Origin of the sequence: Jiella soli, from assembly GCF_020615385.1 — a bacterium.
GTDB lineage: Bacteria > Pseudomonadota > Alphaproteobacteria > Rhizobiales > Rhizobiaceae > VKMB-3413.
In genome coordinates, this window is record NZ_JAJAVB010000019.1 from 74,739 (window position 1) to 98,571 (window position 23,833).

Below are 23,833 nucleotides of genomic sequence, written 5' to 3' on the forward strand. Positions count from 1 at the left end.
GACGACGTCCGCCTGCCGCATATTCTCAGCCTGTCGGCCGTGATCGCGACGCGTGCCCGCTCCCGCGAGGACTGCGCTCCGATCGAAAGAGGCGCCTCATCGGATCGCCAGTCCCTTCTCGTCGAAACGGTGGATCTTCGTCTCGTCGGGGGTGAGGTAGACCGTGTTGCCGTGGCGGACCGGGAACTCACCATCCGCACGCACCGTCAGCGGTTCGTCGTGCACCGGCGATTCGACGTGAAGGAAGGTGTCCGAGCCGAGATGTTCGGCGACCTTGACCGTCCCCTTCCACGCGCCTTCCGAGGTCGACAGCTTCAAATGTTCCGGCCGAACGCCGATCGTCGCGACATTCCTCTTCTTCGCCTCGGCCCCGGACAGGAGGTTCATCTTCGGCGAACCGATGAAGCCGGCGACGAAGGTGTTGTCCGGTCGCGAATAGAGGTCGAGCGGCGAGCCGACCTGCTCGATCTTGCCGGCCCTCAGCACCACGATCTTATCGGCCATCGTCATGGCCTCGACCTGGTCGTGGGTGACGTAGATCATCGTGGTCTCGAGGCGCTGGTGCAGTTCGGAGATCTCGAGCCGCATGCCCACGCGAAGCGCCGCGTCGAGGTTCGACAGCGGCTCGTCGAAGAGGAATGCCGCCGGCTCGCGCACGATCGCCCGCCCGATGGCGACGCGCTGGCGCTGGCCGCCGGAGAGCTGGCCGGGACGCCGGTCGATATAGTTGTCGAGGTTGAGGATCTTCGCCGCGTTGTTCACGCGCTTGTCGATCTCGGCCTGATCCATCCCCGCCATCTTCAGCGGGAAGGAGATGTTCTTCCTGACGCTCATATGCGGATAGAGGGCGTAGGACTGGAACACCATGGCGAGGCGGCGCTTGGCCGGCGGCAGCTCGGTGGCGTCCTGGCCGTCGATCTCGATCTTGCCGGAGGTGACGTCCTCGAGACCGGCGATCAGGCGCAGAAGCGTGGACTTGCCGCAGCCGGACGGGCCGACGAAGACCACGAACTCGCCGTCCTCGATCTGAAGATCGAGTTCGGGGATAATGACGGCGTCACCGAAGGCCTTGCGGACCTTTTCGAGATGGATCTGTCCCATGGTCGGACCCTTTACTTGACGGCGCCGAAGGTGAGGCCGCGCACGAGCTGCTTCTGCGAAAACCAGCCGACGATCAGGATCGGCGCGATGGCGAGCATCGAGGCCGCCGAGAGCTTGGCGTAGAAATTGCCCTGCGGGCTGGAGAAGGAGGCGATGAAGGCGGTCAGCGGCGCCGCCTGCGTGGTCGTCAGGTTCAGCGTCCAGAACGCCTCGTTCCAGGACAGGATCACGTTGAGGAGCACGGTCGAGGCGATGCCGGGCACCGCCATCGGGGTCAGGACCCGCAGGATCTCCTGGCGCAGGCTCGCCCCGTCCATGCGCGCAGCTTCCAGGATCTCGCCGGGGATCTCCTTGAAGTAGGTGTAGAGCATCCAGACGATGATCGGCAGGTTGATCAGGAACAGGACGACGATGAGGCCGAGCCGGGAATCCAGCAGGCCGAAATTGATGAACAGGAGATAGACCGGGATCAGGACGCCGACTGCCGGCAGCATCTTGGTCGACAGCATCCACAGGAGGACGTCCTTGGTGTGCTTCGTCGGCGAGAAGGCCATCGCCCAGGCTGCCGGGATCGCGAAGATCAGGCCGAGCAGCGTCGAGCCGAGCGACAGGTAGACCGAATTCAGCATGAAGTGGAAGTAGTTCGACTGGGCCTGGATGGTCCGGTAGTTCTCCAGCGTCCAGTCGAAGCCGACGAAGACCGGCGGGATCGAGATCGCCGCGAGTTCGCTCTTGAAGGACGTCAGGAACGTCCAGAGGATCGGGAAGAAGATCAGGAGCCCGACGAACCAGGCAAGGATCGTCATGCCGATCTTGCGCCGGGTGGTAACGTTGCGTGCCATCTGCCCTCCTCCCTTACGCGTCCAGGTTCTTGCCGATGAGGCGAACGAGGAAGATCGCGACGATGTTGGCGATCACTACGGCGACGATGCCGCCGGCGGACGCTGCGCCGATGTCGCCGTAGGACGTCGCCTGCTGGGCGACGAGATAGGTGATGTTGGTGGACTGCGTGCCCGGGCCGCCCTGCGTGGTGACCAGGATCTCGGCGAAGATCGACAGGAGGAAGATCGTCTGGATCAGGATCACGACGGTGATCGCGCGGCCGAGATGCGGCAGGGTGATGTACCAGAAGATCGACAGTGCGCCGGCGCCGTCCATTTCGGCGGCCTCCTTCTGGTCCATCGACAGCGATTGCAGCGCCGTGAGCAGGATCAGCGTGGCGAAGGGAAGCCACTGCCAGGCGACGATGATGATGATCGACAGGAGCGCGTGATCGGTCATCCAGTCGATCGGTGGCAGGCCGATGGCCTGCAGGAACTGGCCGATGACCCCGTAGACCGGGTTCATCATCATGTTCTTCCAGACCAGCGCGGCCACCGTCGGCATGACGAAGAAGGGCGCTATGACCAGGAGGCGCACGATGTTGACGCCGTAGAAGGCCTGGTCGAGCAGGAGCGCGACGAGAATGCCGCCGCCGACGGTGATGACGAGCACGCCGATAACAAGCATCAGCGTGTTGCCGAGCGCAGCGAGGAAGGTCGGGTCGGTGAGGAAGTAGCTGTAGTTCTCGAAGCCGACGAAGGGCTGCGACAGCGGATTGTACAGCGTATAGTGCAGCGTCGAGAAATACAGCGTCATCGCCAGCGGCACGATCATCCAGATCATGAGGGCGATGACCGCCGGGGCCATCATCAGCCGCGCCGCGGCCTTGGTATGCGTGGTCGCCATGACGGACGTTCCGACCTTTGCGCCGCCCATTGACGCCGGACGCGCGCGTTTGATTGCTCTACCATCAACGCTGGCTCCGTCCGAGCGCCGCGCATCGGACGGGAAGATCTGACGTCCGCTCCTGCCGAAGCCTTGCGGACGCCGTCGGACCGTCTTCGGCCCGGAGGATCCGCCGGACGGCCACGAAGGGACCGCCCGGCGCATCAGGTCTCTTGGGAGGAGACTTACTTCTTGCCGTAGCCGGCCCGGCTCATCTCACGCTCGGCCTGGCTCTGCGCGGCCTGGAGCGCCGCATCGACCGACTTCGAGCCGGAGAGCGCCGCAGCCATCTGCTGGCCGACGGCGGTGCCGAGCCCCTGGAACTCCGGGATCGCGGCGAACTGCAGCCCGTAATACGGCTTGTCATCGGTCGGCGAGGGGTCGGCGTGCTGGATGGCGTTCAGCGTGGCATCGGCGAAAGGAGCCGCCGAGGTGTACTTGTCGTTCTTGTAGAGCGAGGTACGAGTGCCCGGAGGAACGTTCGCCCAGCCTTCCTTCTCGGCGACGAGATCGAGATAGTCCTTCGAGGTCGCCCAGGCGATGAAGGTCTCGGCCGCATCCTGCTTCTGCGAGGAAGCCGGGATCGCCAGCGACCATGCCCACAGCCAGTTGAAGCCGTCGTTCGGGCAGTTCTCGATGCCGCAGGGCGCCGGCGCGAAGCCGACCTTGTCCGGCACCTGGCTCTGCTTGGGATCGGTCACGAAGGAGGCCGCGACGGACGCGTCCATCCACATGCCGCACTTGCCCTGGCCGAACAGCGAAAGGTTCTCGTTGAAGCCGTTCGACGCAGCGCCCGGAGGGCCGTATTTCTGCATCAGGTCGACATAGAGGCTGACGGCCTTCTTCCAGCCCTCGCTCTCGAACTGCGGCTTCCAGTCGGCGTCGAAATAATTCGCGCCGAACTCACGGGCCATGTTGCCGAGGAAGGCCATGTTCTCGCCCCAGCCCGGCTTGCCGCGCAGGCAGATGCCGTAGACGCCGGCATCCTTGTCGGTGATCTTGGCCGCCGCATCCGCGATGAAGTCCCAGGTCGGACGTTCGGGCATGGTGAGCCCGGCCTTCTCGAACAGGTCCTTGCGGTAGAGCGTCAGAACGCTCTCGGCATAGAAGGGCGCCGCATAGAGCTTGCCGTCATTCGACAGCGCGCTGCGGATCGCCGGGATCAGGTCGTCGACGTCATAGCTGTCGTCGAAGCTGAGCGGAGCCAGCCAGCCCTGCTTCGCCCAGATCGGGACCTCGTAGGTGCCGATCGTCATGATATCGAACTGGCCGCCCTTGGTGGCGATGTCCGTGGTGACGCGCTGGCGGAGAATGTTCTCCTCGAGCGTCACCCAGTTGAGCTTGATGTCCGGATGCTGCTTTTCGAATTCGGGCGTCAGGCCCTGCATCCGGATCATGTCGGAATTGTTGACGGTACCGATCGTCAGTGTGGTCTGCGCCGTCGCAGGCGCAGCCGCAAGGGCGAGCAGCGACAACGCGCCCGCCGAAATCGTGTTGAATCTCATCGAAGCCTCCCAGCTCGGAAATGGGCATTTGTTCAATGCTGGGGCAAATTCTCACTCCCCGCCCCATCCTGTCAAACGAATTTCATGCCGCAGCGCACCAATCCCAATGCCGCAGCGCCGCCTTTTCGGCGCCCGTCGCGGCCTCGAACGCGCCCGAGAAACACGGACACCCGCGGCAATGCGCAGGCACTCAATTGACAACTAGGAAGCGGTGACCGGAGAAGAAGAGCCTGTTCTGCCGCGACGGTCTTCCGGCATCCGCCCCTCGGCTTCGAGCGCCCGGTCGAGCCGCATTGGCGATCTGTCGCGGCCCATTGCGAAACGACAGGATGCCTCGGCCCGCAGGTGGAAGGAGCGTCAGCCGCGCAGGAGCCGCGCTGCCGTCGCCTCGTCGGTGACGAGGCCGCTGACGATGCCGCCGGCAGCGGCGGCGCGGATCGCGGTCGTCTTCGCCTGTCCCATGGCGAGCGCGATCACCTCGCAGCGGTCGATCGAGGGAATCGGCGCGCTCGCGACGCGGTCGTTTAGCGGACAGTCGAGGATCCGGCCCTTGGCGTCGAAGACCCAGCCGACGATCTCGCCCACGGCCCCTAGGGCGATGAGTTCCTCGCGTTCGGCCGCGGTGATGAAGCCGTCGACGAGGAGCGGCGCCCGCTGGCCGAGCTCGCCGATGCCGACGAAGACGACCTCGGCGCGGGCGGCGAGCGACAGCGTCGACTGGACGACCTTCTGTTCGTGCAGCAGCGCGCGCTCCTCCGGCGAGGAGACGACGACCGGCAGCGGCATCGGGTAATGAGGCGCGCGGACCTGGTCGGCCATCGAGAAGATCACGTTGTAGACCGAGGCCGAGCCGTCGGGGGCGATGTTGCCCGTGAGAGAGACGATGCGGTGCTGCTCGCACACCATCGGCGGCAGGTTCTCGACCGCGGCCTTCAGCGTCCGCCCCGTGCCGATCGCGATCACCGTCGGCGCATCCTGACGCAGCCGCCGCTCCATCTCGGCCGCCCCGGCCTCGGCGATGCCAAGGGTCGTCGAGGTCGAGGCGGGATCGGAGGGCACGACTTCCACGAAGCGCAAGCCGAACTTGGCGCGCAGCTTGGCCGCCAGATCGAGACAGCCCGCGATCGGGTGGTCGATGCGCACACGCACCAGCCCGGCGCTCACGGAGAGGGAGACGAGGCGCTGGGCCGCCTGGCGCGAAATGCCGAGTCTCGCGGCGATCTCTTCCTGGGTGTTGCCGGCCACGTAGTAGAGCCAGCCGGCCCTTGCCGCCTCGTCGAGCCGCGTCGTGTCGTCCTCGCGCATCCTGGCCATGTCGTTCCTTCCTCCGCGCGCCTGTTTACGGCGGGCGACGGGAAAGAGGCAATCGTCTCAGACCGCCGTGCGGCTTTGCCGGCCGTCCGCCCGGATCGGCGCGGAGCTGCCGGAACTGTCGCTCGCGGTCCGGGTCCAGGCCAGTGGGGCGGGAACGCACCTGCCCCGGCACCGTTGGTTTGCAGTGCAGAGGATTGGCGATTGCATCCAACCAATCATAGATTGTACACAGACAGTCATCCTGAAAGGTTCGAGTCGTCCGGACATGTGGAAGCCAGAGATCTCGGGACCGACCATAGAACCGAGCAGGATCGTGGACGCTCTCCGCCATGACATCCGGCGCGGCATCCTGCGCTTCGGAGATCGCCTCCCCGCACAGCGTGAACTCGCTTCGGCCCTCGGCGTCAACCTGTCCACGATCAGCAAGGCCTATCAGGAGGCTTCCGACAAGCGGCTGATCGCCGGGGAGGTGGGCCGCGGCACCTTCGTGCTCGCCCTCAGCGCCGAGGACGAATTGCTGCGCAAGGCGAGCCGCGCCGAGAAGCTGGTCGACCTCGCCGCCAACGTGCCGGCGCCCCTGCCGGAGGACGGCCGCTTTCTGGAGGCGTTGGCGGGCCTTACTCCCGACGAGCAGCGCGAACTCACGCGCTACGCCTCGCCCGCCCTTCTCGAGCGGTCGGCGCAGGCCGGGGCCCGCTGGCTTGCCCCGCGCGGCCTGGATCCGCAGGCGACGGTCATCCCTTGCGTCGGCGCGCATGCGGCCTTGATGGCGCTTCTCATCGAACGCACCGAGCCCGGCGATCCGGTCGTCGTGGAATCCTTCACCTTCCCCGGCATGAAGGCGCTCGCCAAGCAGCTGCGCCTGCGCCTGATCGCGGTCGATCAGGACGATGACGGCGTGCTTCCCGAAGCCTTCGACGCCGCCGTTCGCAGATCGCGGGCGCGGCTGGCCGTTCTGGTCCCCAATCTCCACAATCCCACGGGGTCGGTGATGGCCGAGCACCGGCGCACGGAGATCGCGAACCTCGTCGAGCGGCATGGCCTGACGGTGATCGAGGACGACGTCTACGGCCATTTCACCGACGCGCCGCTGCTGGCGCCGCGGTTGAACGGACGCGGCATCGTCATTTCCAGCCTGTCCAAGACCGTGATGGCGGGCCTCCGCTTCGGCGTTATCGCCAGCGATGCGGCGCAGATCGCCTCGCTCTCCTCCAGCCCGCACCTGACCGACTGGCTGACGACGCCGATGGCGCTCTATCTCGGCGCCCACTGGATCGAGAGCGGCCTCGCCTTCGAGCGGGTGGAGAAGCAGGTCGCCGAGATGAACGCGCGCTGGCAGATCATGAGCGAGGTCCTCGGAGGTTCGCCGCGCCCCCCCTCTCCGCATCTCTGGCTCAGCGTGCGCGGCGATCCCGACGACGTCGTCAGCGAAAGCCGCAAGCGCGGCGTTGCCGTGGTCTCGGCCAATGTCTTCGCCGCGGGCCGCAAGAGCGCACCCCGCATCCGCGTCTCGCTGATGGGCGCGACCTCGGGCGAGGAGCTTCGCAGCGCGCTCCAACGGCTGACCACCCTCGGTGTCCATGCCTGACTGTCGTTCCGCGGCGCTCGGCAAGACCTGCCGGCCGCTGCCCTAAAGCGAGCCAGACCCGCCAAGAATGCGCTCAAATATTGAGCATTTTAACGACGACACCGTCAAACGCTTGATTTCTGCTGCGCCGGCTTTCTCTTTAAGGGAAACCGAAAGGGAGCGTGGCCGTGACACCATTCGATGAGATGCTTCAGGGCAAGGATCAGGTCCGCGACCCCTACAGCCGATTCTACGAATGGTTTTGCGAGCAGGACGGCGAAACGCTGGGTCAGAAGGCCGGCGAGGCGGAGGCCTTTTTCCGGCGCACCGGCATCACATTCAACGTCTATGGGCAAGAGGAAGCCGGCGAACGGCTGATCCCCTTCGACCTCGTGCCGCGGATCATGGCGAAGGCCGAATGGGACCGCCTGGCGGAGGGGATCGAGCAGCGCGTCATCGCGCTCAACGCCTTCCTCGACGACATCTACCATGACCAGGAGATCGTGAAGGCCGGCAAGGTTCCTGCCCGGCTGATCGAGGGCAATGAAGCCTATCTGCCGCAGATGCAGGGCTTCCGCCCGCCGGGCGGCGTCTACACCCACATCATCGGCACCGACATCGTCCGCGTCGGCGAAGACGAATTCTACGTCCTCGAGGACAATGCCCGCACCCCCTCCGGCGTCTCCTACATGATCGAGAACCGCGAGACGATGATGCAGATGTTCCCCGAGCTGTTCGCGCAGAACCGCGTGCGGCCGGTCGAGACCTATCCGCATCACCTGCGGCGCTCGCTCGCCGCCGTCGCACCGCCGGCCTGCGAGGGAACGCCGACGATCGCCGTCCTCACCCCGGGCATCTACAATTCGGCCTATTTCGAGCACGCATTCCTCGCCGACCAGATGGGCGTCGAGCTGATCGAGGGCTCGGACGTCGCCGAGATCGACGGGCGCATCCAGATGCGCACGACCGAGGGCTACAAGCCGATCGACGTGATCTACCGCCGGGTCGACGACGCCTTCCTCGATCCGAAGATGTTCAACCCGGCCTCGATGCTCGGCATTCCCGGCATCATGGATGTCTACAGGAACGGCGGCATCACCATCGCCAACGCGCCCGGCACCGGCATTTCCGACGACAAGGCGATCTATTCCTACATGCCGGAGATCGTCGAGTTCTACACCGGCAAGCCGGCGCTCCTGCAAAACGTACCCACCCATCGCTGCGCCGAGGAGGACAGCCTCAAATACGTCCTCGAAAACCTGCATGAGCTGGTGGTGAAGGAGGTTCACGGCTCCGGCGGCTACGGCATGCTGGTCGGGCCGGCGGCCTCGAAGGAAGAGCGCGAGCGCTTCGCCGAGAAGCTGAAGACCCGGCCGGGCAACTACATCGCGCAGCCGACGCTGGCGCTGTCGACGGTGCCGATCCTGGTCGACGGGGAGCTTGCGCCCCGCCATGTCGACCTGCGCCCCTTCGTTCTCGTCTCCGACAAGGTCCGCATCATTCCGGGCGGCCTCACCCGTGTCGCGCTCAAGGAAGGCTCGCTGGTGGTCAATTCCAGCCAGGGCGGCGGCACCAAGGACACCTGGGTTTTGAGGGACTGATCGATGGCACTTCTCGGACGTACCGCAAACGGCCTGTTCTGGATGTTCCGCTATATCGAGCGGGCCGAGAACATGGCGCGGCTGGTCGAGGCCGGCATGCGCATCTCCCTGACCAACCTTTCGGCCGAGCCGGACGAATGGCAGTCGGTCCTGGTCTCGGCGGGCGTCGAGGCCGGTTTCCGCGGGAAATACGACGATTTCGACGCCGCGAACGTCCTCGACTTCATGCTGTGCGACCGCGACAACCCGTCGAGCGTGCGCTCCTCGATCGACACCGCCCGCACCAACGGCCGGATGGTGCGCACCGCCCTGACCCGCGATCTGTGGGAAACCGTCAACGAGAGTTGGCTGGCGATCCAGCAGCGCTTGTCGCGACCGGTGTCGGCGCGCGAGGTGCCCGCCGTCGTCGACCTCATCAAGCGGCAGTCGGCGCTGATCCGCGGCACGTTCCACGCGACCATGCTGCGCAACGAGATCTTCGACTTCTGCAATCTCGGCGCCTTCATCGAACGCGCCGACAACACCGCGCGGATCCTCGACGTCAAATACTGGCTGCTCCTGCCGGAGCATTCCTCGGTCGGCTCGGCGCTCGACAATTTCCAATGGGTGTCGATCCTGCGCTCGGTCTCGGCCCACCGCTCCTATGCCTGGGAATATGACGGCGAGTTCCGGGCCGTGAACATCATCGACTTCCTGATGCTCAACCGGCGCATGCCGCGCTCGCTGGCCTTCTCCTACGGTCTGATCGAGGACAGCCTCAAATTCCTCGACCGCAATTACGAGACCCATCATCCCTGCCGCAAGACCGCGACGGCGATCAACCAGCGCTTCTCGGAGCTGTCGGTGCGCGAGATCATCGACGGCGGCCTGCACGAATTCCTCGAACAGTTCATCCTCGACAACAACCGGCTCGCAAGGGAGATCGGCGAGAACTACCGGTTCTATCCGGGGACGTGAGCGGCAACGCCGGCCGCGCCTGGCGGTCGGAAGACCGGCCGTCGCAGAGGACGGCAGGTCGGTCGTCTGCCCGATCGTCACCCCTTTCGAAAAATTGTATCGCGAATCATTGACGATTTGTCGGAACAGCGACGGGCTGCGCTTTTCGGCACGTCCGATTACCTTCGGGCATCGTCAACCCCGGCGAGGCTCAAGGGCCGCCGGGCTTTCGGAAGGACTGCCCGCATGAACGCCAATCTCATCCTCGCCGGCCGCATCCTGCTGGCCGTCATCTTCCTCGTCGCCGGCTATGGCAAGCTGACCGACGCGGCCGGCACCGCCGGCTATTTCGGCCAGATCGGCTTTCCCGCCCCGCTCCTTGTCGCCTATCTCGTCGGCGCCTTCGAGCTTCTCGGCGGCATCGCCATCGTCGCCGGCTTCCAGACCCGTATCGTCGCGATCGCCCTGGCCGTCTTCTGCGTGGCGACCGGCCTCCTCGCCCATCTCGGCGACCAGACGGCGCTGATGAAGAACATCGCCATGGCCGGGGGCTTTTTGGTGCTCGCCGGCTCCGGCGCCGGCGCGGTGGCCGTGGACAAGCCGAAGCGCGAAAGCCGCTATGCCTGAGCGGGAGTAAGGCTAGATCACGCTCGGCCTTGAAGAGGCCGAGCGACCAAATTTGCTTCCAATCCGGTTCTAGCTGGCGTGGAAACGCGCAGTCCTGGACGGCGTACTCCGGCGGCCCGGTGCGGCGCCGTGGCGTCACGTTTCCGCTTGGTTCAGGCGAAGGCTGACGCCTATCCGAACCGCCCCGCCAGATCCTCCGCCAGCCTCGCGTTCGTCTCGTCCCGCGCCCGCGTTTCCGAGCGCACGAGACAGGCCTGCGATTTCAGGATCACGCCGTCGGGGAGCACCTTCAGATGGTTCGCCTTCAGGGTCGAGCCGGTCGAGGTGATGTCGACGATCATGTCGGCCGAACCGGCGGCGGGGGCGCCTTCGGTGGCGCCGAGGCTTTCGACGATCCGGTAGCTCTGGATGCCGTGCTGGCGCGTGAAGAACCCTTGCGTCAGCCGCCAGTATTTGGTGGCGATCCTCAGGCGCCTTCCGTGCCTTGCGCGGAACGAGCCGGCGACGTCGCCGAGATCGTCCATCGCGGCAACGTCGACCCAGGCCTCGGGCACGGCGACGACGACATCGGCCTGGCCGAAGCCGAGGCGCGAGACGATGGTCACCGCCGTCTGCGGCTCGGCGATCTCCTCGCGGATCAGGTCCTCGCCGGTGACGCCGAAGTCGATCGCCCCGTCGCGCAGTTCGCGCGCGATCTCGGAGGCCGACAGGAGCAGCACTTCCAGCCCCGGCGCGCCGGAAACGGCCGTGCGATAGCTGCGGGCGTCCTCGGCGGACTCGACATTGATGCCCGCGGCCGCCAGCGTCTCGACCGACTTGTCCTTCAGCCGGCCCTTGGAGGGAATCGCGAGGGTGACGGTCATCGGGGTTGCCCCTCACTTCCCAGATGCAGAATCGGCGTCGAGACGACCGTTGGAGCGCCGTTTCCAATCCATGCATGGTGGCGGGGCACTACCCCCCTCTGCCCTGCCGGGCATCTCCCCCACAAGGGGGGAGATCGATCGCGCGCAAACCTCTCCGCCAGTCTCAAACCACTCAAGCCTGCACTGACGCCTAGGATCTGCGCGAGCAACCATGGAGCTGCCGATCTCCCCCCTTGTGGGGGAGATGTCCGGCAGGACAGAGGGGGGTGCCTCGGCGCCATCGTCATTCCTTGGCTCCCTCCCGAAATCCCGCCATACGGTCGAGCCACAGCGAGAACCCGACCGCCGGGATCGGCGCCGTGGCGCCGAGGATGGTCAGCAGGCGGTCGTAGCGGCCGCCGCCGGCGAGCGGGTCGCCGCTGCCGGGCGCGCGCGCTTCGAAGACGAGGCCGGTGTAGTAGTCGATCGGGCGGCCGAAGGCGGCGCGGTAGGTGACGGTGGCAAGGTCGACGCCGGCGGCCTGGAGCGCGAGATTACGGGTCTCAAACCCCGTCAGCGCCCGGCCGAGTTCCAGCCCGGCCGAGGCGGCGAGTTCGGCCAGCCGATCGCCAGCCTCCGACAGGCTGCAGTCGACGCCGAGGAAGTCTTCGAGCAACGCCAGCGCCGCATCGCCCAGCCGCGCCTCGGCAACGGCGACCTTCTCGATCAGGCGGCTCGCGACCTCGCCGGGCGAGCGGCCGGAATGCGGCGGCAGGCCGGCGGCCTCCATGCGCGCCGCGATCAGCCGGATCAGCGCGCCCTCCTCGCGGTCGCGGGCAAGATCCAGGAGATCGTCGTCCAGGCCGTCGAGCGTACCGGCGCCGCCCTTCGACAGCGCGGCGAGCGCCGCCTTCAGCTGGCCGTCATGGCCGAAGGTGCGGATCAGCCGGCGCTGCCAGCCTTCCGGCAGTCCCAGCGCACGCAGGAACGCCTCGAACAGGCCCTGGTCGCCGAGAACGATGTCGAGCCGCGCCGGATCGACGCCGGCGGCGGAGAGCCCCGCCAGCGCGTCGGCGAGCGCGCGCGCATCAGCTTCCGCCCGGTTCTCCTCGCCGAGATCCTCGATCCCCGCCTGGACGAACTCCGCCGGCCCGTCCGCCCGCTGGCGAAAGACGAGGCCGCGATAGGAATAGCGCTTCGGCAGCGCCGTCCCATGCGCGATGTGGTCGATGCAGACCGGGATGGTGAAGTCGGGGCGAAGGCAGAGATTTTCGCCGCCCTCCCCACGCGTCAGGAAGATGCGCCGGCGCAGCGCCTCGCCGGCGGTGTCGAGATAGGGATCGGCCGGCAGGATCATCGGCGGCGAGACGGTCTCGGCGCCGCGCTGGGCGAACAGCGCGTCGAGCGCCGCCGCGACAGCCGCCTCGTCCTTCGGCCCGCCCATCCGATCAGGCTCCCCCCGAGGGGGTATGGCCGGCGCGCGGACGCTCGAGGATGCGCTTCACGGCCGCGACGAGGTCCGCCTCGTCGACGACCTCCTGCCCGGCCCGCGCCTCGCGCCATTCGGCATTGTCGGTGATTTCGGCCGACAGCTCCTTGCCGAGGGCGAGATCCTTGACCTGCACCTTGCCGGCCGCCTTCTCGTCGCCGCCCTGGATGACGACGACCGGAGCGTTGCGGCGGTCGGCGTATTGCAGCTGCTTGCCGAACTGCTTGGGGTTGCCCTGGAAGACCTCGACCGGCACCGGCGGCGCGGACGGATCGGCGTTGAGCGCATTGCGCAGCACCGTCGCCATCGCCTGGTAATCGGCCATGCGGTCGCGGTCCATGACGGTGACGACCACCGGCCCGGTGCGGCAGCTCGTTTCAATGCGACCGAGATTCTTCAGCGCCGTCATCAGGCGGGAGACGCCGATGGAAAAGCCCGTCGCCGGCACCGGCTGCGACATGAAGCGCGAGACCAGCCCGTCATAGCGCCCGCCGCCGCCGACCGAGCCGAAGCGCACGACCTCGCCCTTCTCGTTGGTCACGTCGAAGAGGAGTTCGGCCTCGAAGACCGGGCCGGTGTAGTATTCGAGGCCGCGGACGACGGAAGTATCGATGCGTACGCGCCGGCCATCATAGCCCGCCGCCTCGACAAGTGCCACGATTTCCTTGAGCTCATTAAGCCCTTCGCTGCCTTTGTCGGCGAGATTAACTCGTGACCCGAGCCAATCTACGATGCCTGCATTTGACTTATCGTCCGGCCCCTGGAGCGAATCGAGCTGATATCCTTGGCCCGCTAGGAAGCTGTACCCGAGAAACCGCAATATGTTGTCTGCTTGCGCGTCAGTCAGCCCGGCTCCCTGCGTGAAATCTCCGCTTTCGTCCTTGCGGCCCTCACCGAGCAGAAGCCGCACGCCCTCGACGCCGAACTTGTCCAGCTTGTCGATCGCCCGCAGCACCGTCAGCCTGCGCCCGGCATTCTCGTCGCCGCCGAGGCCGATCGCCTCCAGGACACCGTCCAAGACCTTCCGGTTGTTTACCCGGATGACGTACTGGCCGCGCGGGATGCCCAGCGCTTCCATGGTGTCGGCCATCATCATGGCCATCTCGGCATCGGCCGAGACGTTCGGCGCGCCGACGATGTCGGCGTCGAACTGCATGAACTGGCGGAAGCGCCCCGGCCCCGGCTTCTCGTTGCGGAAGACGTAGCCGGCCCGGTAGCTGCGATAGGGCTTGGGCAGGGTCTCGTAATTCTCCGCGACATAGCGGGCGAGCGGCGCGGTGAGGTCGTAGCGCAGGCTCATCCACTGCTCGTCGTCGTCCTCGATCGAGAATACGCCCTCGTTCGGCCGGTCGCTATCGGGCAGGAATTTGCCCAGCGCGTCGGTATATTCGAAGACCGGCGTCTCCACCGGCTCGAAGCCGTAGGTCTCGTAGACCCGCCGGATCTTGGCGAGCATCTCGTCCTGGGCGCGCAAGTCTGTTGCGTCGCGATCGACGAAGCCCCGCGGCACCCGGGCCTTGACGCGTGTCGGCTTTTTCGACGCCATGATGTTCTTCCAAGGATTGCTGCGCCCGGCCGGCAGCGGGACGGACCCTGCCGCGCGACGGCGCTGTCAGTACGTGAACGTGCGGTGGGGCTTAGCCCATCGCCCGTTGCGCCTCAAGCCGCAGGCGAGGCAGCTCCATCGGCGCCTGCAAGATGGCGCGGCGAAGAGGCAGCGATCCCCCCCTTGTGGGGGAGATGGGTGGCAACCCAGAGGGGGGTGCCTCGGCGCGACGGCGGACGGCTTGCGACGGATCATCTGCGACGTCCTCGCCGCCGATACCCCCCTCTGCCCTGCCGGGCATCTCCCCTACAAGGGGGGAGATCGGCCAGTCGCCGATCGTCGCAATCGTCCGAGAATTGCTCGCTCCCCGCGCGCCTCTGCCTCACCCCGCCTGCAGCACCACCGCAACCAGCGTCAGCGCCACGGCCGGCACCGCGACGACGACGCCGAGTTTCAGGAACCGCCAGGCGCCGAAGGAGAGCCCCTCGCGGCGGAGCGCCGTCAACCAGAGGATCGTCGCGAGCGAGCCGGTGACGGACAGGTTCGGGCCGAGGTCGATCGCGACGAGCACGGCGTCGACGATCGCCTGCGGCGGGCGGGCCGCGGCGACGACGCTGCCGGCGAGGAGGCCGAGCGGCAGGTTGTTGGTGAGGTTGGTCAGAAGCGCCAGCGCGCCGCCGAGGCCGAGCGGCGCCAGATCAGGCGCGGCGCCCGCGGCGAACTGCATGGCGACGGCGGCATAGGTGACGAGACCCGTCGTCTCCAGCGCCCGGACGATGACGAAGAGGCCGGCAACGAGGAGGAGCGTGCCCCAGGAGACCCGGCGCAGCGCATGGAGCGGGTTGGAGCGCTCGGCGATGGCGCCGCCGAGAAGCGTCAGCGCGCCCGCCGCCGCCGTCGGCCAGCCGAGGTCGCGGCCGAGGGCGGAGGCGGCGATCAGCACCAGCGCCGCCAGCACGAGCCCGGCCGCCGCGACCTTGCCGCCCCGGCCGAGCACCGGCTGGCCGACGTCGCTCTCCACCGTGCCCTTCAGCGCCCGCCGCTGGGTGAGCCACAGCATGAGGAAGGTGACGACGATGGCGATCAGCGACGGCAGGGCGAAGCGGGCGAGCCAGTCGGCAAGGCTCGGCATCCGGTCGCCGAAGATCACGAGATTCGCGGGGTTGGAGATCGGCAGGACGAAGGAGGCGGCGTTGGCGACGAAGGCGCAGACGAGAAGATAGGGCACCGGGTCCTTCGCCCGCGCCGCCCGCGCGACGGCGGCGACCGCCGGCGTCAGCACCACGGCGGTGGCGTCGTTCGACAGGAAGACGGTCACGAGGACGCCGACGCCATAGGTGAGCGCGAAGAGCCGGACCGGCGAGCCCCTCGCACGGCGCGCGGCGAAGGCGGCGAGACAGTCGAACAGGCCCTCGCGGCGGGCGATCTCGGCGAGCACCATCATGCCTGCGAGGAAGAGATAGACGTCGGTGCCGGACGCCACCCCCAGGGCCGCCTCCGCCGGCGAAAGCAGGCCGAGGACGACGAGGAGCCCGGCGCCGAGGACCGCGAAGATCCATTCCGGCACCCGCAACGGCCGCACGATCACGCCGGCGACGGCGAGCCCCGAGATGACCAGGATTTCGATGACGCCGTCCGAAAGATGCATGCTCAGCTTCGCTCGCGCCGCCGGTTCGGCCGGCCCTCGCCCGTCTTGTCGCCAAAGAGCCGGACGCCCGCAAGCACCAGCGGCGGCGGCGCAGGATCAGCCCTTGGCGAAATAATAGGCGGAGAGGAACAGGCCGACGGCGATGACGAAGCCCCGCACGGCCACCTGCGGCACGCGCTTGGCCGCCCAGACGCCGGCATAACCGCCGAGCGCGACGCCCGGCACCATGGCGAGGCCGCTCGCCCAGTCGATGACGCCGCCGGAGACGAAGACCACGATCGCCACGATCGCGATGACGTTGGCGAGGAGGTTCTTGATGGCGTTGAGGCGATGGTAGTCGCCGCCCTCGGTGAGGCCGAGCGTCGCCAGCATCATGATGCCCATGCCGGCCCCGAAGAAGCCGCCATAGATCGAGGTGACGAACTGGACGATCGGGCTCGACAAATTGCGCCCCCTGGCGGCCGTCTCCTCGTGCATGACCTTCGGCTTCAGCCAGGGACCGGCCGCAAAGAGCGCCGTCGCGCCAAGGAGCAGGAACGGTACGACGGCGGAGAACTGCTCATTGTCGAGCCAGAGGAGAATCAGCGCCCCGAGGAGCGAACCGAAGACCGAGACGACCGCCAGCACCATCGCCCCGCGCCAGATCCTGGCGAAGTCCCGGCGATAGGCGATCACCGAGGTGAAATAGCCCGGCAGCTGTGCGATCGAGGAGGTGGCGTTGGCGACGATCGGCGGAATGCCGGTCAGGGACAGCGCGCCGAAGGAGACAAAGGTGCCGCCGCCGGCCACCGCATTGATCGAGCCGGAGACGAAGCCGGCGAGGAACAGAAGGACGATCGTAAGCACTGACACGGAACCGGGACCTTCATCCGAGGGCGGCAGGAAATGGCGGAACCCCGGCAGGAGCCGGCCGACCCGCTCCGCGGAGCGGACGCCTGCCATAGGCCCGTGCGGTTGCCGGCCGCAAGAGCCCAAGGTTGTCTTGCGGGCGGCACGGTCGAGTCAGTCCGTCCGGCCAGAGGGGAAGGACGGTGGCGATTTTCGGCGCGGGCGGGTAGTGACAAACAGCGCTAAAGCGTATATGTCCGCACCCGATTTCCTCAGAATAACCTGACCGTCACGGCGGCCATGTCGGGTTTCCCAGAGATCCCCGGCATGAAACGAATTGAGGCTATGCCATGAACATCATCTCCGAGATCGAGGCCGCCGAGGCCGCCCGAATCGAAGCCATCCGCAAGGTCCCGGAATTTTCCGCCGGCGACACCGTCCGCGTGAACGTGCGCGTCACAGAAGGCACACGCACCCGCGTCCAGGCCTATGAGGGCGTGTGCATCGCGCGTTCCGGCTCGGGCCTGCAGGAGAACTTCACCGTCCGCAAGATCTCCTATGGCGAGGGCGTCGAGCGCGTCTTCCCGGTCTATTCGCCGATGGTCGAATCGGTCGATGTCGTGCGCCGCGGCAAGGTCCGCCGCGCCAAGCTCTATTATCTGCGCGATCGCCGCGGCAAGTCGGCCCGCATCGTCGAGAACACCAATGTCCGTTCGCGCAAGCTGAACGACGAGGCCCGCCAGGTCGCCGCCGAAGAGCGCGATCGCGTCAAGGCCGAGAAGGAAGCGGCCAAGACCGCCGCCGAGTAAGGCCCGGCCTCAGCCACAGAGAGGTTTCGGAAAGGCGGCTTCGGCCGCCTTTCTTGCGTCTGGGGTTTCGCACCGGCGACAATCGGCACGGGATTCGCCACCTGAAGCAGATCTTGCCAGTCGGTTTCGAACTACACGAATTGCGATGCCGTATCGTCCGCGATCGGCTCCAAGCCAAACCCTTCAGAGAAAATCTGGCCACCTCCGGCGTGGCGGTGCGAAGACGTCCGATTCGTGGAGTGCACACGCGCCCGGGAAACGACCGATCGAATAAGGGCTGGTCCCACGGCGCGGCGGCGTGCAAATCGGTGGTTGTCGAGGTGCCGGATTCGGCCGCTGCCCACCCGATCCAGATAGGAATTATGGTTGATACGGCGGAATCCGAGCGCTGGCCGTTCCCGGAAGCTGCGGGAAATCCTCTCCGGCCTTGGATCGAGCCATTCGAGCCAACAGACCAAGTCGGCGGTCGGACGATCGATCGATCCGCATTTCCCGCCGACGGTTTCACCCTGAACTGCGGATATATAGGTCAGAAGAGCCGTGGCTGATCGGCAAGCCTGCAACATACAGGCTGGCGAACATACAGGCGTTCCCCTCCCGCAATCTGTGAAGCAGAATTGACAACTCTGTCGCAAAGCCGTTTTTTCGCGGGACGGGTTGCGTTCATCTTGAGACAGAGATCGTGGCGTTTTCGGCCCGGACGTTGCAACAGGACGACCCACAGGTGTGAAATCACCTCACGTCCCGCTGGGGGATCTCCTATGTCCGAGAATGATCGCGATATGCGTCTTGGTTCAGAGACGATGCCCTTCTGCCAAACCCTACGCGGTTTCAAGGGTATCGGCACGTATGAATGGGTTGTCGCGGAAGATCGCGTCGTCTGGTCCCCGGAACTCATGGCCATCTACGGTGTCGAACGGGCGCCCGACGCGGAGCGCGGCTTCACCGAAATGGTGCACCCGGAGGATCGCATGCGCGTGGAGGCCGAGACGTCGGCCTTCATGGGAGACGGCGAGACCTATGAGCACGAGTTTCGGATTGTCCGGCCCAACGGCGAGGTCAGGACGGTTCACGACCGCGGCGTGATCGAACGGTCCAAAGACGGGTCCGTGCGGCGCATGCTGGGGCTCAACCTCGACATCACCGAGCTGCGTCAAGCAGAGTTCGAGACCAAAGCGAAGTTGCGGGAGAGCGAAGCGCGCCTGCAACTTGCCTATGAGGTGGCAGACATCGGCGCTTGGGACCTCGACCTGAGAAAGAGACGATCGGTGTGGTCGGCGGGGCTCTACAACCTGCTCGGACTCGAACCGGCGCAACCGGCCTCAGACGAACTGTTCTTCGAGCACGTCCATCCCGATGATGCGGGCTGGCTGCGCGAGCGCTTCCGCGAAGCGATCGCCGCGCGAACGACGTTCGACGAGGTCTTTCGCGTCGTGCGACGCGACGGCGAAGCCAGGATCGTTACGGGAAAAGGACGCGTCGTCGAGGAGATCGACGGCGAGCCGACCCGGATGATCGGAGTGAATTACGACATAACGGAGCGCATGGAGGCGCAAGAGCAAAGCCACTTGCTCATGCAAGAGGTCAACCATCGGTTCAAGAACATGCTGTCCCTGATCCAGGTCGTCGCGCGCCAGACCATGCAGAGCCAGCCGGCGGCTTTCCTGGAGCGGTTCAACGCGAGGATCCAGGCGCTTTCGGCCGCGCAGGACATGCTCGTTCACAACAAGTGGGTCGGGGTCGACGTCGAGGCTCTCGTGCGTTCGCAGTTGGCGCACATGAAGGACGCCATTGGCCGCCGCATCTGGATCACGGGACCGCGGATTCAAATCAAGGCCGATGCCGCCCAAGCACTGGGGATGGCCATTCATGAACTTTTGACGAATGCGGGCAAGTACGGGTCGCTTTCCAGCGACGAAGGTCAGGTCAGCATCGATTGGCGACTTCAAACCGATCCAACGGGTCAACGGCAATTCGTTATTTCCTGGATCGAGAAAGACGGCCCTCCCGTAGTGAAGCCTGCTCATAACGGCTTTGGATCAGTCGTCATCGAGAAAATGACGAGGAACGCCCTCGACGCTTCGGTGGAAGTGAAATACGAGCCGAAAGGGCTGAACTGGCGTCTCCAATGCTCCGACGGCTGCTTGTTGCACCTTCCAAATCGATAGCGCCGTCAGCGCTATTCCTGACGCAGGGTCACCGTACCCCGATCCGGATTCGCGCCTCAGCTCCCCGGCATCCGGCGCGGCAGGCTCCGCGATCTGGCACAGGCGGGAGGCTGCCCGCGCATCCGATCGCAAGAGGTGGCTTCAGTTCCGCCGGCCGCCATGGCATCTTCCGGCGCCCCCCACAGGAACGCCCGCAATGCAGGACTATTTCGACGCCAATCGCGCCAATTGGGACGAACGGGCGGAGCTTCATTCGACCGACACGACCGGCTCCTACCGGATCGGCAAGGTGCTGGCCGGCGGCTCCAGCCTGCATGCGATCGAGGCGGAGGAGGTCGGCGACGTCGCCGGGCTCGATGTCGTCCACCTGCAGTGCCATATCGGGCTCGACACGCTCTCGCTGAAGCATCTCGGCGCCCGGAGCGTCACCGGGCTCGACTTCTCGCCCAAGGCGATCGCGGCGGCGCGCGATTTCGCGGCGCGGGCCGGAACCGAGGCGCGCTTCGTCGAAGCCTCGCTCACCGCCGCGCCGGAAGCCCTCGGCGAAACCTACGACCTCGCCTTCGTCACCTGGGGCGCGATCAACTGGCTGCCGGACATCGGCGCCTGGGCGAAGGTCGTGGCGAAGGTGCTGAGGCCCGGCGGCCGGCTCTACCTTCTCGAAGGCCACCCGGTGATGAACCAGATGGAATGGGAGGACGGCCGCTTCGTCGCCACCTTCGACCGCGCGACGCCCGAAGACCGCCCGCTCGTCTTCGACGAGGCGGAGACCTATACCGGCGACGCGCGGAAACTGACCAACACGCGCAATTACGAATGGCTGCATCCCGTGGCGGATGTCGTCTCCGCTGTGATCGATGCTGGCCTCAGGCTCGACTTTCTCCACGAGCACGACCGCCTTGCCTGGCGCGCCTTCCCAAATATGATCGAGACCGGCGAGGACCTGTTCGAACTGCCGGAGGGCGCGGTAAGGATCCCCCTCGCCTTCTCGCTCGGCGCAACGAAACGCGCCTGACGCAGCCGCTCCGGCTCAGTGTGCCGCGGCCGCGTCGCGACGGACCCGCACCGCTGCGCCCTCGGCGCCGGCCGCCGCCGTCCAGCCCCAGCGGACCGAGGCCCAGACCCGTTCGTGCAGGAGGTAGCTGACGAAGCCGAGCACTGAGGAGATCGCCGCGAGCGCGCCGCCGGAGGAAAGCGAGCCGGTGAAGACGAATCCAAGGATCGCCATGACCAGGAAGCCGAGACACTGCCAGGAGACGGCTTTGGCGAGGCTGCGAAGGCGGGTTTCCATGGCAATTCCTTCCGTTTGCATGTCGCGCACCCGGCGGACCGGGTGACAGACCGGCTGCAGGCGCCGGACGCGGAGCGGCCGCTCCTCCCGTCGGTCCACCGCTTCAGGCTCAGGCGGGTGCCGCAGTCCCGGTAGCCGTGCCTATTCCAGCGGAACGCCAAGGGCGATCCCGAAAATATTCTCGGTCTGCGTCACGCTTGTCGAATTTCCTCCTCCATCGTGATAATTGTCACCGGTATGGACAAGCGCGACCGCTCCAAGCTCTTCCGCGACCGGCTGGCCGCCGCCATGCAGGCGGCGGGCATCTCGAAGAGCGCGCTCGCGCGGGCAACCGGCGCCGACCGCTCGACCGTGTCGCTGACGCTCTCTTCCGATGACGGGCGACTGCCGAACGCGCAGTTCGCGGCCGAATGCGCCAGCGCCCTCGGCGTCTCGGCCGACTGGCTGCTCGGCCTCACGGACCGGCGCGAGCGCAGCGCGGACATGCTGCAGGCCGCGATGCGGATCGAGGAGGCGGCGCGGGCGCCTTCGGACGAGCTGATCTTCCGCTGGCATCAGGAGGCGCGCGGCTACAAGATTCGCCACGTGCCGGCAACGCTGCCGGACATGCTGAAGTCGGAATCGGTGCTGCGCTTCGAATATGGCGACTTCGTCGGCCGCACCTCGGACCAGGCGATAGCCGACATGCGCGACCGGCTCGGCTATCTTCAGGCGCCCGACACCGACTACGAGATCGCCATGCCGATCGACGCGCTGGAGAGCTTCGCCGCCGGCGAGGGTTATTGGCGCGGCCTGCCGGCGGCGGAGCGCCAGGCGCAGCTCGATCGCCTGCAGAAGCTCACCGAGGAGCTCTACCCCTCGCTCCGGCTCTATCTCTTCGACCGCAAGAAGCTGTTCTCCTCGCCGCTGACGGTGTTCGGCCCGCTGCAGGCGACGGTCTATGTCGGGCGCTTCCACCTGATCTTCCGCGAGCGGCGCCAGGTGATGGAACTCACCCGCCATTTCGACGGGCTCGTGCGCGAGGCCGATTTCGAGGCCAAGCACACGCCACGCTTCATCGAGGGGCTGCGGGTCCAGTCCTGAGACGGTGACGGCGGACCGACAACATCGGCCCGAAATCGGCATCGATTTTCGCAAAGCGCGATGCGTCGATTCGACGAGTGAAAGCGTCCTTTGCACGTCCGATGGACGCGCGGCGCTCTAAAGCCAGAACGGCTTGCGCGCCTCTTCGATCGCGGCGTCCCGCGTCAGGCCGAGGTCGCGCAGCTGCCAGTCGCTGAGCATGGCAAGGTCGAGGCGTTGCCGGCGCCGGCCGCTCCAGCGACACACGAGCGTTGCGAGGTGCGCCGCGGCGGCTGCCATCCAGCTCCGAGGCCGCATCGCTGGTTGCGTCAACACCTTGCCCTGTTGGATGCTTTTGGACCGAGCTGCGCTCGCCATCGCCGTCTCCCATATCCTGCCACTTGGCGGTTCGGGGCGATGATGGCGCCCGGGAGGCGGGCGATGCTTCGGCGCGGGCCGAAGCGTTCGTGCTGGGCGGGCGGGCCGGCCTCCTGTAGCCTCACCGCCATGAAGAGCTTCGCGTCCGGCCTCACCCTCGCCACCACGGCCAGCCTGATCGGCGACGTCGCGCGCGCCAACATTCTCTGCGCGCTGTCGGGCGGCCAGGCGCTGACCGCCGGGGAACTTGCGGAAAGTGCCGGGGTCAGCGCGCAGACGGCGAGCGGCCATTTGTCGAAGCTCGTCGATGCCGGAATGATCAGCGTGGTGAAGCAGGGCCGGCACCGCTATTTCCGGCTGGCGAGCCCGCGCGTCGCCGAACTCCTGGAGACGCTGATGGGCGCGGCCGATCTCGGCCCGGCGCGCCATCGCCCCATCGGCCCGAAGGACGAGGCGCTGCGACAGGCGCGCAGCTGCTACGACCACATGGCCGGGCGGTTCGCGGTGACCCTGGCGAACCTCTTCGAGGCCCGCGGTATGGTCATGCTGTCGGACGAGGGCGGATACATCACCGAGGCCGGCTCGGCATTCTTCGAACGCCTCGGGCTGGGTCTCGGCAATGGCAATGCCGGCCGAGGCAGGGAGAGCCGCCGGCCGCTCTGTCGGTGCTGCCTCGACTGGAGCGAGCGGCGCTTCCACATCGGCGGTCGGCTTGGCGCCGCCCTCCTCTCCCATGCCGAGCGGGAGAAATGGGTGGTGCGCGTTTCCGGCAGCCGAGCGCTGCGGGTCACCCGAGCCGGCGAAGCAGCGATCTCAGGCGGGCTGTTTCGCTGTGAGCAAGTTCCGCTGCCGGCCTCCACACAGAAGCCGATCAAAGCGTCAGCTTAAAGCCCGTATGGCTTTGCTCGAAGCCGAGCTGGCGATAGAAGCGATGGGCGTCGAGACGGCTGTTGCTGGAGGTGAGCTGGACGTTCCGGCAGCCGCGCTCGCGGCAGGTCTCGATCGCCCATTGGATGACGCGGCGGCCGAGCCCCTGCCCCCGCCGGTCCGACGCGATCCGGACCGCCTCGATCTGGCCGCGCCAGCCCCCGCGATAACTGAGGCCGGGAAGGAAGCTGAGCTGCAGAGTGCCGACGATCGCGCCATCGATCGCGGCGACGGCGAGGATCTGGTTCGGATCGGCCTCGATCGCCGCGAAGGCGTCGAGATAGCCGGGATGAAGCGGCTCGCCCACCGCTTCGCGGGCACGGCCGAGATCGTCGTCCGCAAGCATGGCGACGATCGCGGGAAGATCGGCCTTCGTCGCCGCACGAACGCGAAGCGTATTCATCACCCCTGAAGATTCCCCCAGTCT

The 23,833-nt window shown here is 66.6% G+C and carries 22 protein-coding genes; 9 read left to right on the forward strand and 13 right to left on the reverse strand.

Going from position 1 to position 23,833, the window contains the following annotated elements; all coding sequences use genetic code 11:
* Positions 1-96: 96 nt before the first annotated feature.
* The 5 genes from LH400_RS11195 to LH400_RS11215 form a co-directional block, all read right to left on the reverse strand.
* Positions 97-1,101 (reverse strand): ABC transporter ATP-binding protein, encoded by a 1,005-nt coding sequence (locus tag LH400_RS11195; RefSeq protein ID WP_229152769.1) that lies wholly within the window; start codon positions 1,099-1,101, stop codon positions 97-99.
* 11 nt (positions 1,102-1,112) lie between these two features.
* A complete protein-coding gene (locus LH400_RS11200) occupies positions 1,113-1,943 on the reverse strand; it encodes a carbohydrate ABC transporter permease (RefSeq protein WP_229152770.1) in 831 nt (276 codons plus the stop codon).
* 13 nt (positions 1,944-1,956) lie between these two features.
* A complete protein-coding gene (locus LH400_RS11205; protein WP_229152771.1) occupies positions 1,957-2,829 on the reverse strand; it encodes a carbohydrate ABC transporter permease in 873 nt (290 codons plus the stop codon).
* A 224-nt stretch (positions 2,830-3,053) separates the two neighbouring features.
* Positions 3,054-4,373, reverse strand: a complete 1,320-nt coding sequence (locus LH400_RS11210) for an ABC transporter substrate-binding protein (RefSeq protein ID WP_229152772.1) — start codon at positions 4,371-4,373, stop codon at positions 3,054-3,056.
* Between the two features lie 357 nt (positions 4,374-4,730).
* Positions 4,731-5,687, reverse strand: coding sequence for a sugar-binding transcriptional regulator (locus LH400_RS11215; RefSeq protein WP_229152773.1), 957 nt, complete (start codon positions 5,685-5,687; stop codon positions 4,731-4,733).
* A gap of 313 nt (positions 5,688-6,000) precedes the next feature.
* On the opposite strand from LH400_RS11215, the gene LH400_RS11220 reads away from it, so the two are divergent.
* From LH400_RS11220 to LH400_RS11235, 4 genes are all read left to right on the forward strand, one after another.
* Positions 6,001-7,275, forward strand: coding sequence for an aminotransferase-like domain-containing protein (locus LH400_RS11220; RefSeq protein WP_229152774.1), 1,275 nt, complete (start codon positions 6,001-6,003; stop codon positions 7,273-7,275).
* 185 nt (positions 7,276-7,460) lie between these two features.
* A complete protein-coding gene (locus LH400_RS11225; RefSeq protein ID WP_229152808.1) occupies positions 7,461-8,855 on the forward strand; it encodes a circularly permuted type 2 ATP-grasp protein in 1,395 nt (464 codons plus the stop codon).
* 3 nt (positions 8,856-8,858) lie between these two features.
* Entirely contained in the window at positions 8,859-9,812 is a 954-nt protein-coding gene (locus tag LH400_RS11230; RefSeq protein ID WP_229152775.1) for an alpha-E domain-containing protein, read from the forward strand.
* 225 nt (positions 9,813-10,037) lie between these two features.
* The gene (locus LH400_RS11235; protein ID WP_229152776.1) at positions 10,038-10,418 is read left to right on the forward strand and encodes a DoxX family protein; all 381 of its coding nucleotides are present in this window, start codon (positions 10,038-10,040) and stop codon (positions 10,416-10,418) included.
* Positions 10,419-10,588: 170 nt separating this feature from the next.
* On the opposite strand, the gene hisG is transcribed toward LH400_RS11235, so the two are convergent.
* The 5 genes from hisG to LH400_RS11260 form a co-directional block, all read right to left on the reverse strand.
* The gene (gene hisG, locus LH400_RS11240; protein WP_229152777.1) at positions 10,589-11,281 is read right to left on the reverse strand and encodes an ATP phosphoribosyltransferase; all 693 of its coding nucleotides are present in this window, start codon (positions 11,279-11,281) and stop codon (positions 10,589-10,591) included.
* 283 nt (positions 11,282-11,564) lie between these two features.
* Positions 11,565-12,704: an ATP phosphoribosyltransferase regulatory subunit gene (locus LH400_RS11245; RefSeq protein ID WP_229152778.1), complete on the reverse strand. Its 1,140-nt coding sequence runs from the start codon at positions 12,702-12,704 to the stop codon at positions 11,565-11,567.
* A 4-nt stretch (positions 12,705-12,708) separates the two neighbouring features.
* On the reverse strand, positions 12,709-14,295 hold the full coding sequence (gene hisS / locus LH400_RS11250) for a histidine--tRNA ligase (protein WP_229152779.1): 1,587 nt from the start codon (positions 14,293-14,295) through the stop codon (positions 12,709-12,711).
* A 382-nt stretch (positions 14,296-14,677) separates the two neighbouring features.
* Positions 14,678-15,943, reverse strand: a complete 1,266-nt coding sequence (locus tag LH400_RS11255) for an SLC13 family permease (protein WP_229152780.1) — start codon at positions 15,941-15,943, stop codon at positions 14,678-14,680.
* A 96-nt stretch (positions 15,944-16,039) separates the two neighbouring features.
* Positions 16,040-16,795 carry a sulfite exporter TauE/SafE family protein gene (locus LH400_RS11260; RefSeq protein ID WP_229152781.1) on the reverse strand — a complete coding sequence of 252 codons (756 nt, stop codon included), beginning with the start codon at positions 16,793-16,795 and terminating at the stop codon, positions 16,040-16,042.
* A gap of 326 nt (positions 16,796-17,121) precedes the next feature.
* Here LH400_RS11260 and rplS point away from each other — a divergent pair, with 326 nt between their 5' ends.
* From rplS to LH400_RS11275, 3 genes are all read left to right on the forward strand, one after another.
* Complete coding sequence (gene rplS, locus LH400_RS11265; protein WP_229152782.1) at positions 17,122-17,580, forward strand: 50S ribosomal protein L19; 459 nt, start codon at positions 17,122-17,124, stop codon at positions 17,578-17,580.
* 761 nt (positions 17,581-18,341) lie between these two features.
* Positions 18,342-19,748, forward strand: coding sequence for a sensor histidine kinase (locus LH400_RS11270; RefSeq protein WP_229152783.1), 1,407 nt, complete (start codon positions 18,342-18,344; stop codon positions 19,746-19,748).
* Between the two features lie 196 nt (positions 19,749-19,944).
* Positions 19,945-20,763: a class I SAM-dependent methyltransferase gene (locus LH400_RS11275; RefSeq protein ID WP_229152784.1), complete on the forward strand. Its 819-nt coding sequence runs from the start codon at positions 19,945-19,947 to the stop codon at positions 20,761-20,763.
* A 15-nt stretch (positions 20,764-20,778) separates the two neighbouring features.
* On the opposite strand, the gene LH400_RS11280 is transcribed toward LH400_RS11275, so the two are convergent.
* A complete protein-coding gene (locus tag LH400_RS11280) occupies positions 20,779-21,039 on the reverse strand; it encodes a DUF2061 domain-containing protein (protein WP_229152785.1) in 261 nt (86 codons plus the stop codon).
* A 237-nt stretch (positions 21,040-21,276) separates the two neighbouring features.
* On the opposite strand from LH400_RS11280, the gene LH400_RS11285 reads away from it, so the two are divergent.
* Positions 21,277-22,122 (forward strand): helix-turn-helix domain-containing protein, encoded by an 846-nt coding sequence (locus LH400_RS11285; RefSeq protein ID WP_229152786.1) that lies wholly within the window; start codon positions 21,277-21,279, stop codon positions 22,120-22,122.
* Positions 22,123-22,239: 117 nt separating this feature from the next.
* Here LH400_RS11285 and LH400_RS11290 read toward each other — a convergent pair whose 3' ends face one another.
* Positions 22,240-22,401 carry a DUF1127 domain-containing protein gene (locus LH400_RS11290; protein ID WP_229152787.1) on the reverse strand — a complete coding sequence of 54 codons (162 nt, stop codon included), beginning with the start codon at positions 22,399-22,401 and terminating at the stop codon, positions 22,240-22,242.
* A gap of 207 nt (positions 22,402-22,608) precedes the next feature.
* On the opposite strand from LH400_RS11290, the gene LH400_RS11295 reads away from it, so the two are divergent.
* Positions 22,609-23,367, forward strand: coding sequence for an ArsR/SmtB family transcription factor (locus LH400_RS11295; RefSeq protein WP_229152788.1), 759 nt, complete (start codon positions 22,609-22,611; stop codon positions 23,365-23,367).
* Here the strand turns inward: LH400_RS11295 and LH400_RS11300 are convergent.
* A complete protein-coding gene (locus tag LH400_RS11300; RefSeq protein WP_229152789.1) occupies positions 23,351-23,809 on the reverse strand; it encodes a GNAT family N-acetyltransferase in 459 nt (152 codons plus the stop codon). The genes LH400_RS11295 and LH400_RS11300 overlap by 17 nt on opposite strands.
* Positions 23,810-23,833 lie beyond the last annotated feature (24 nt).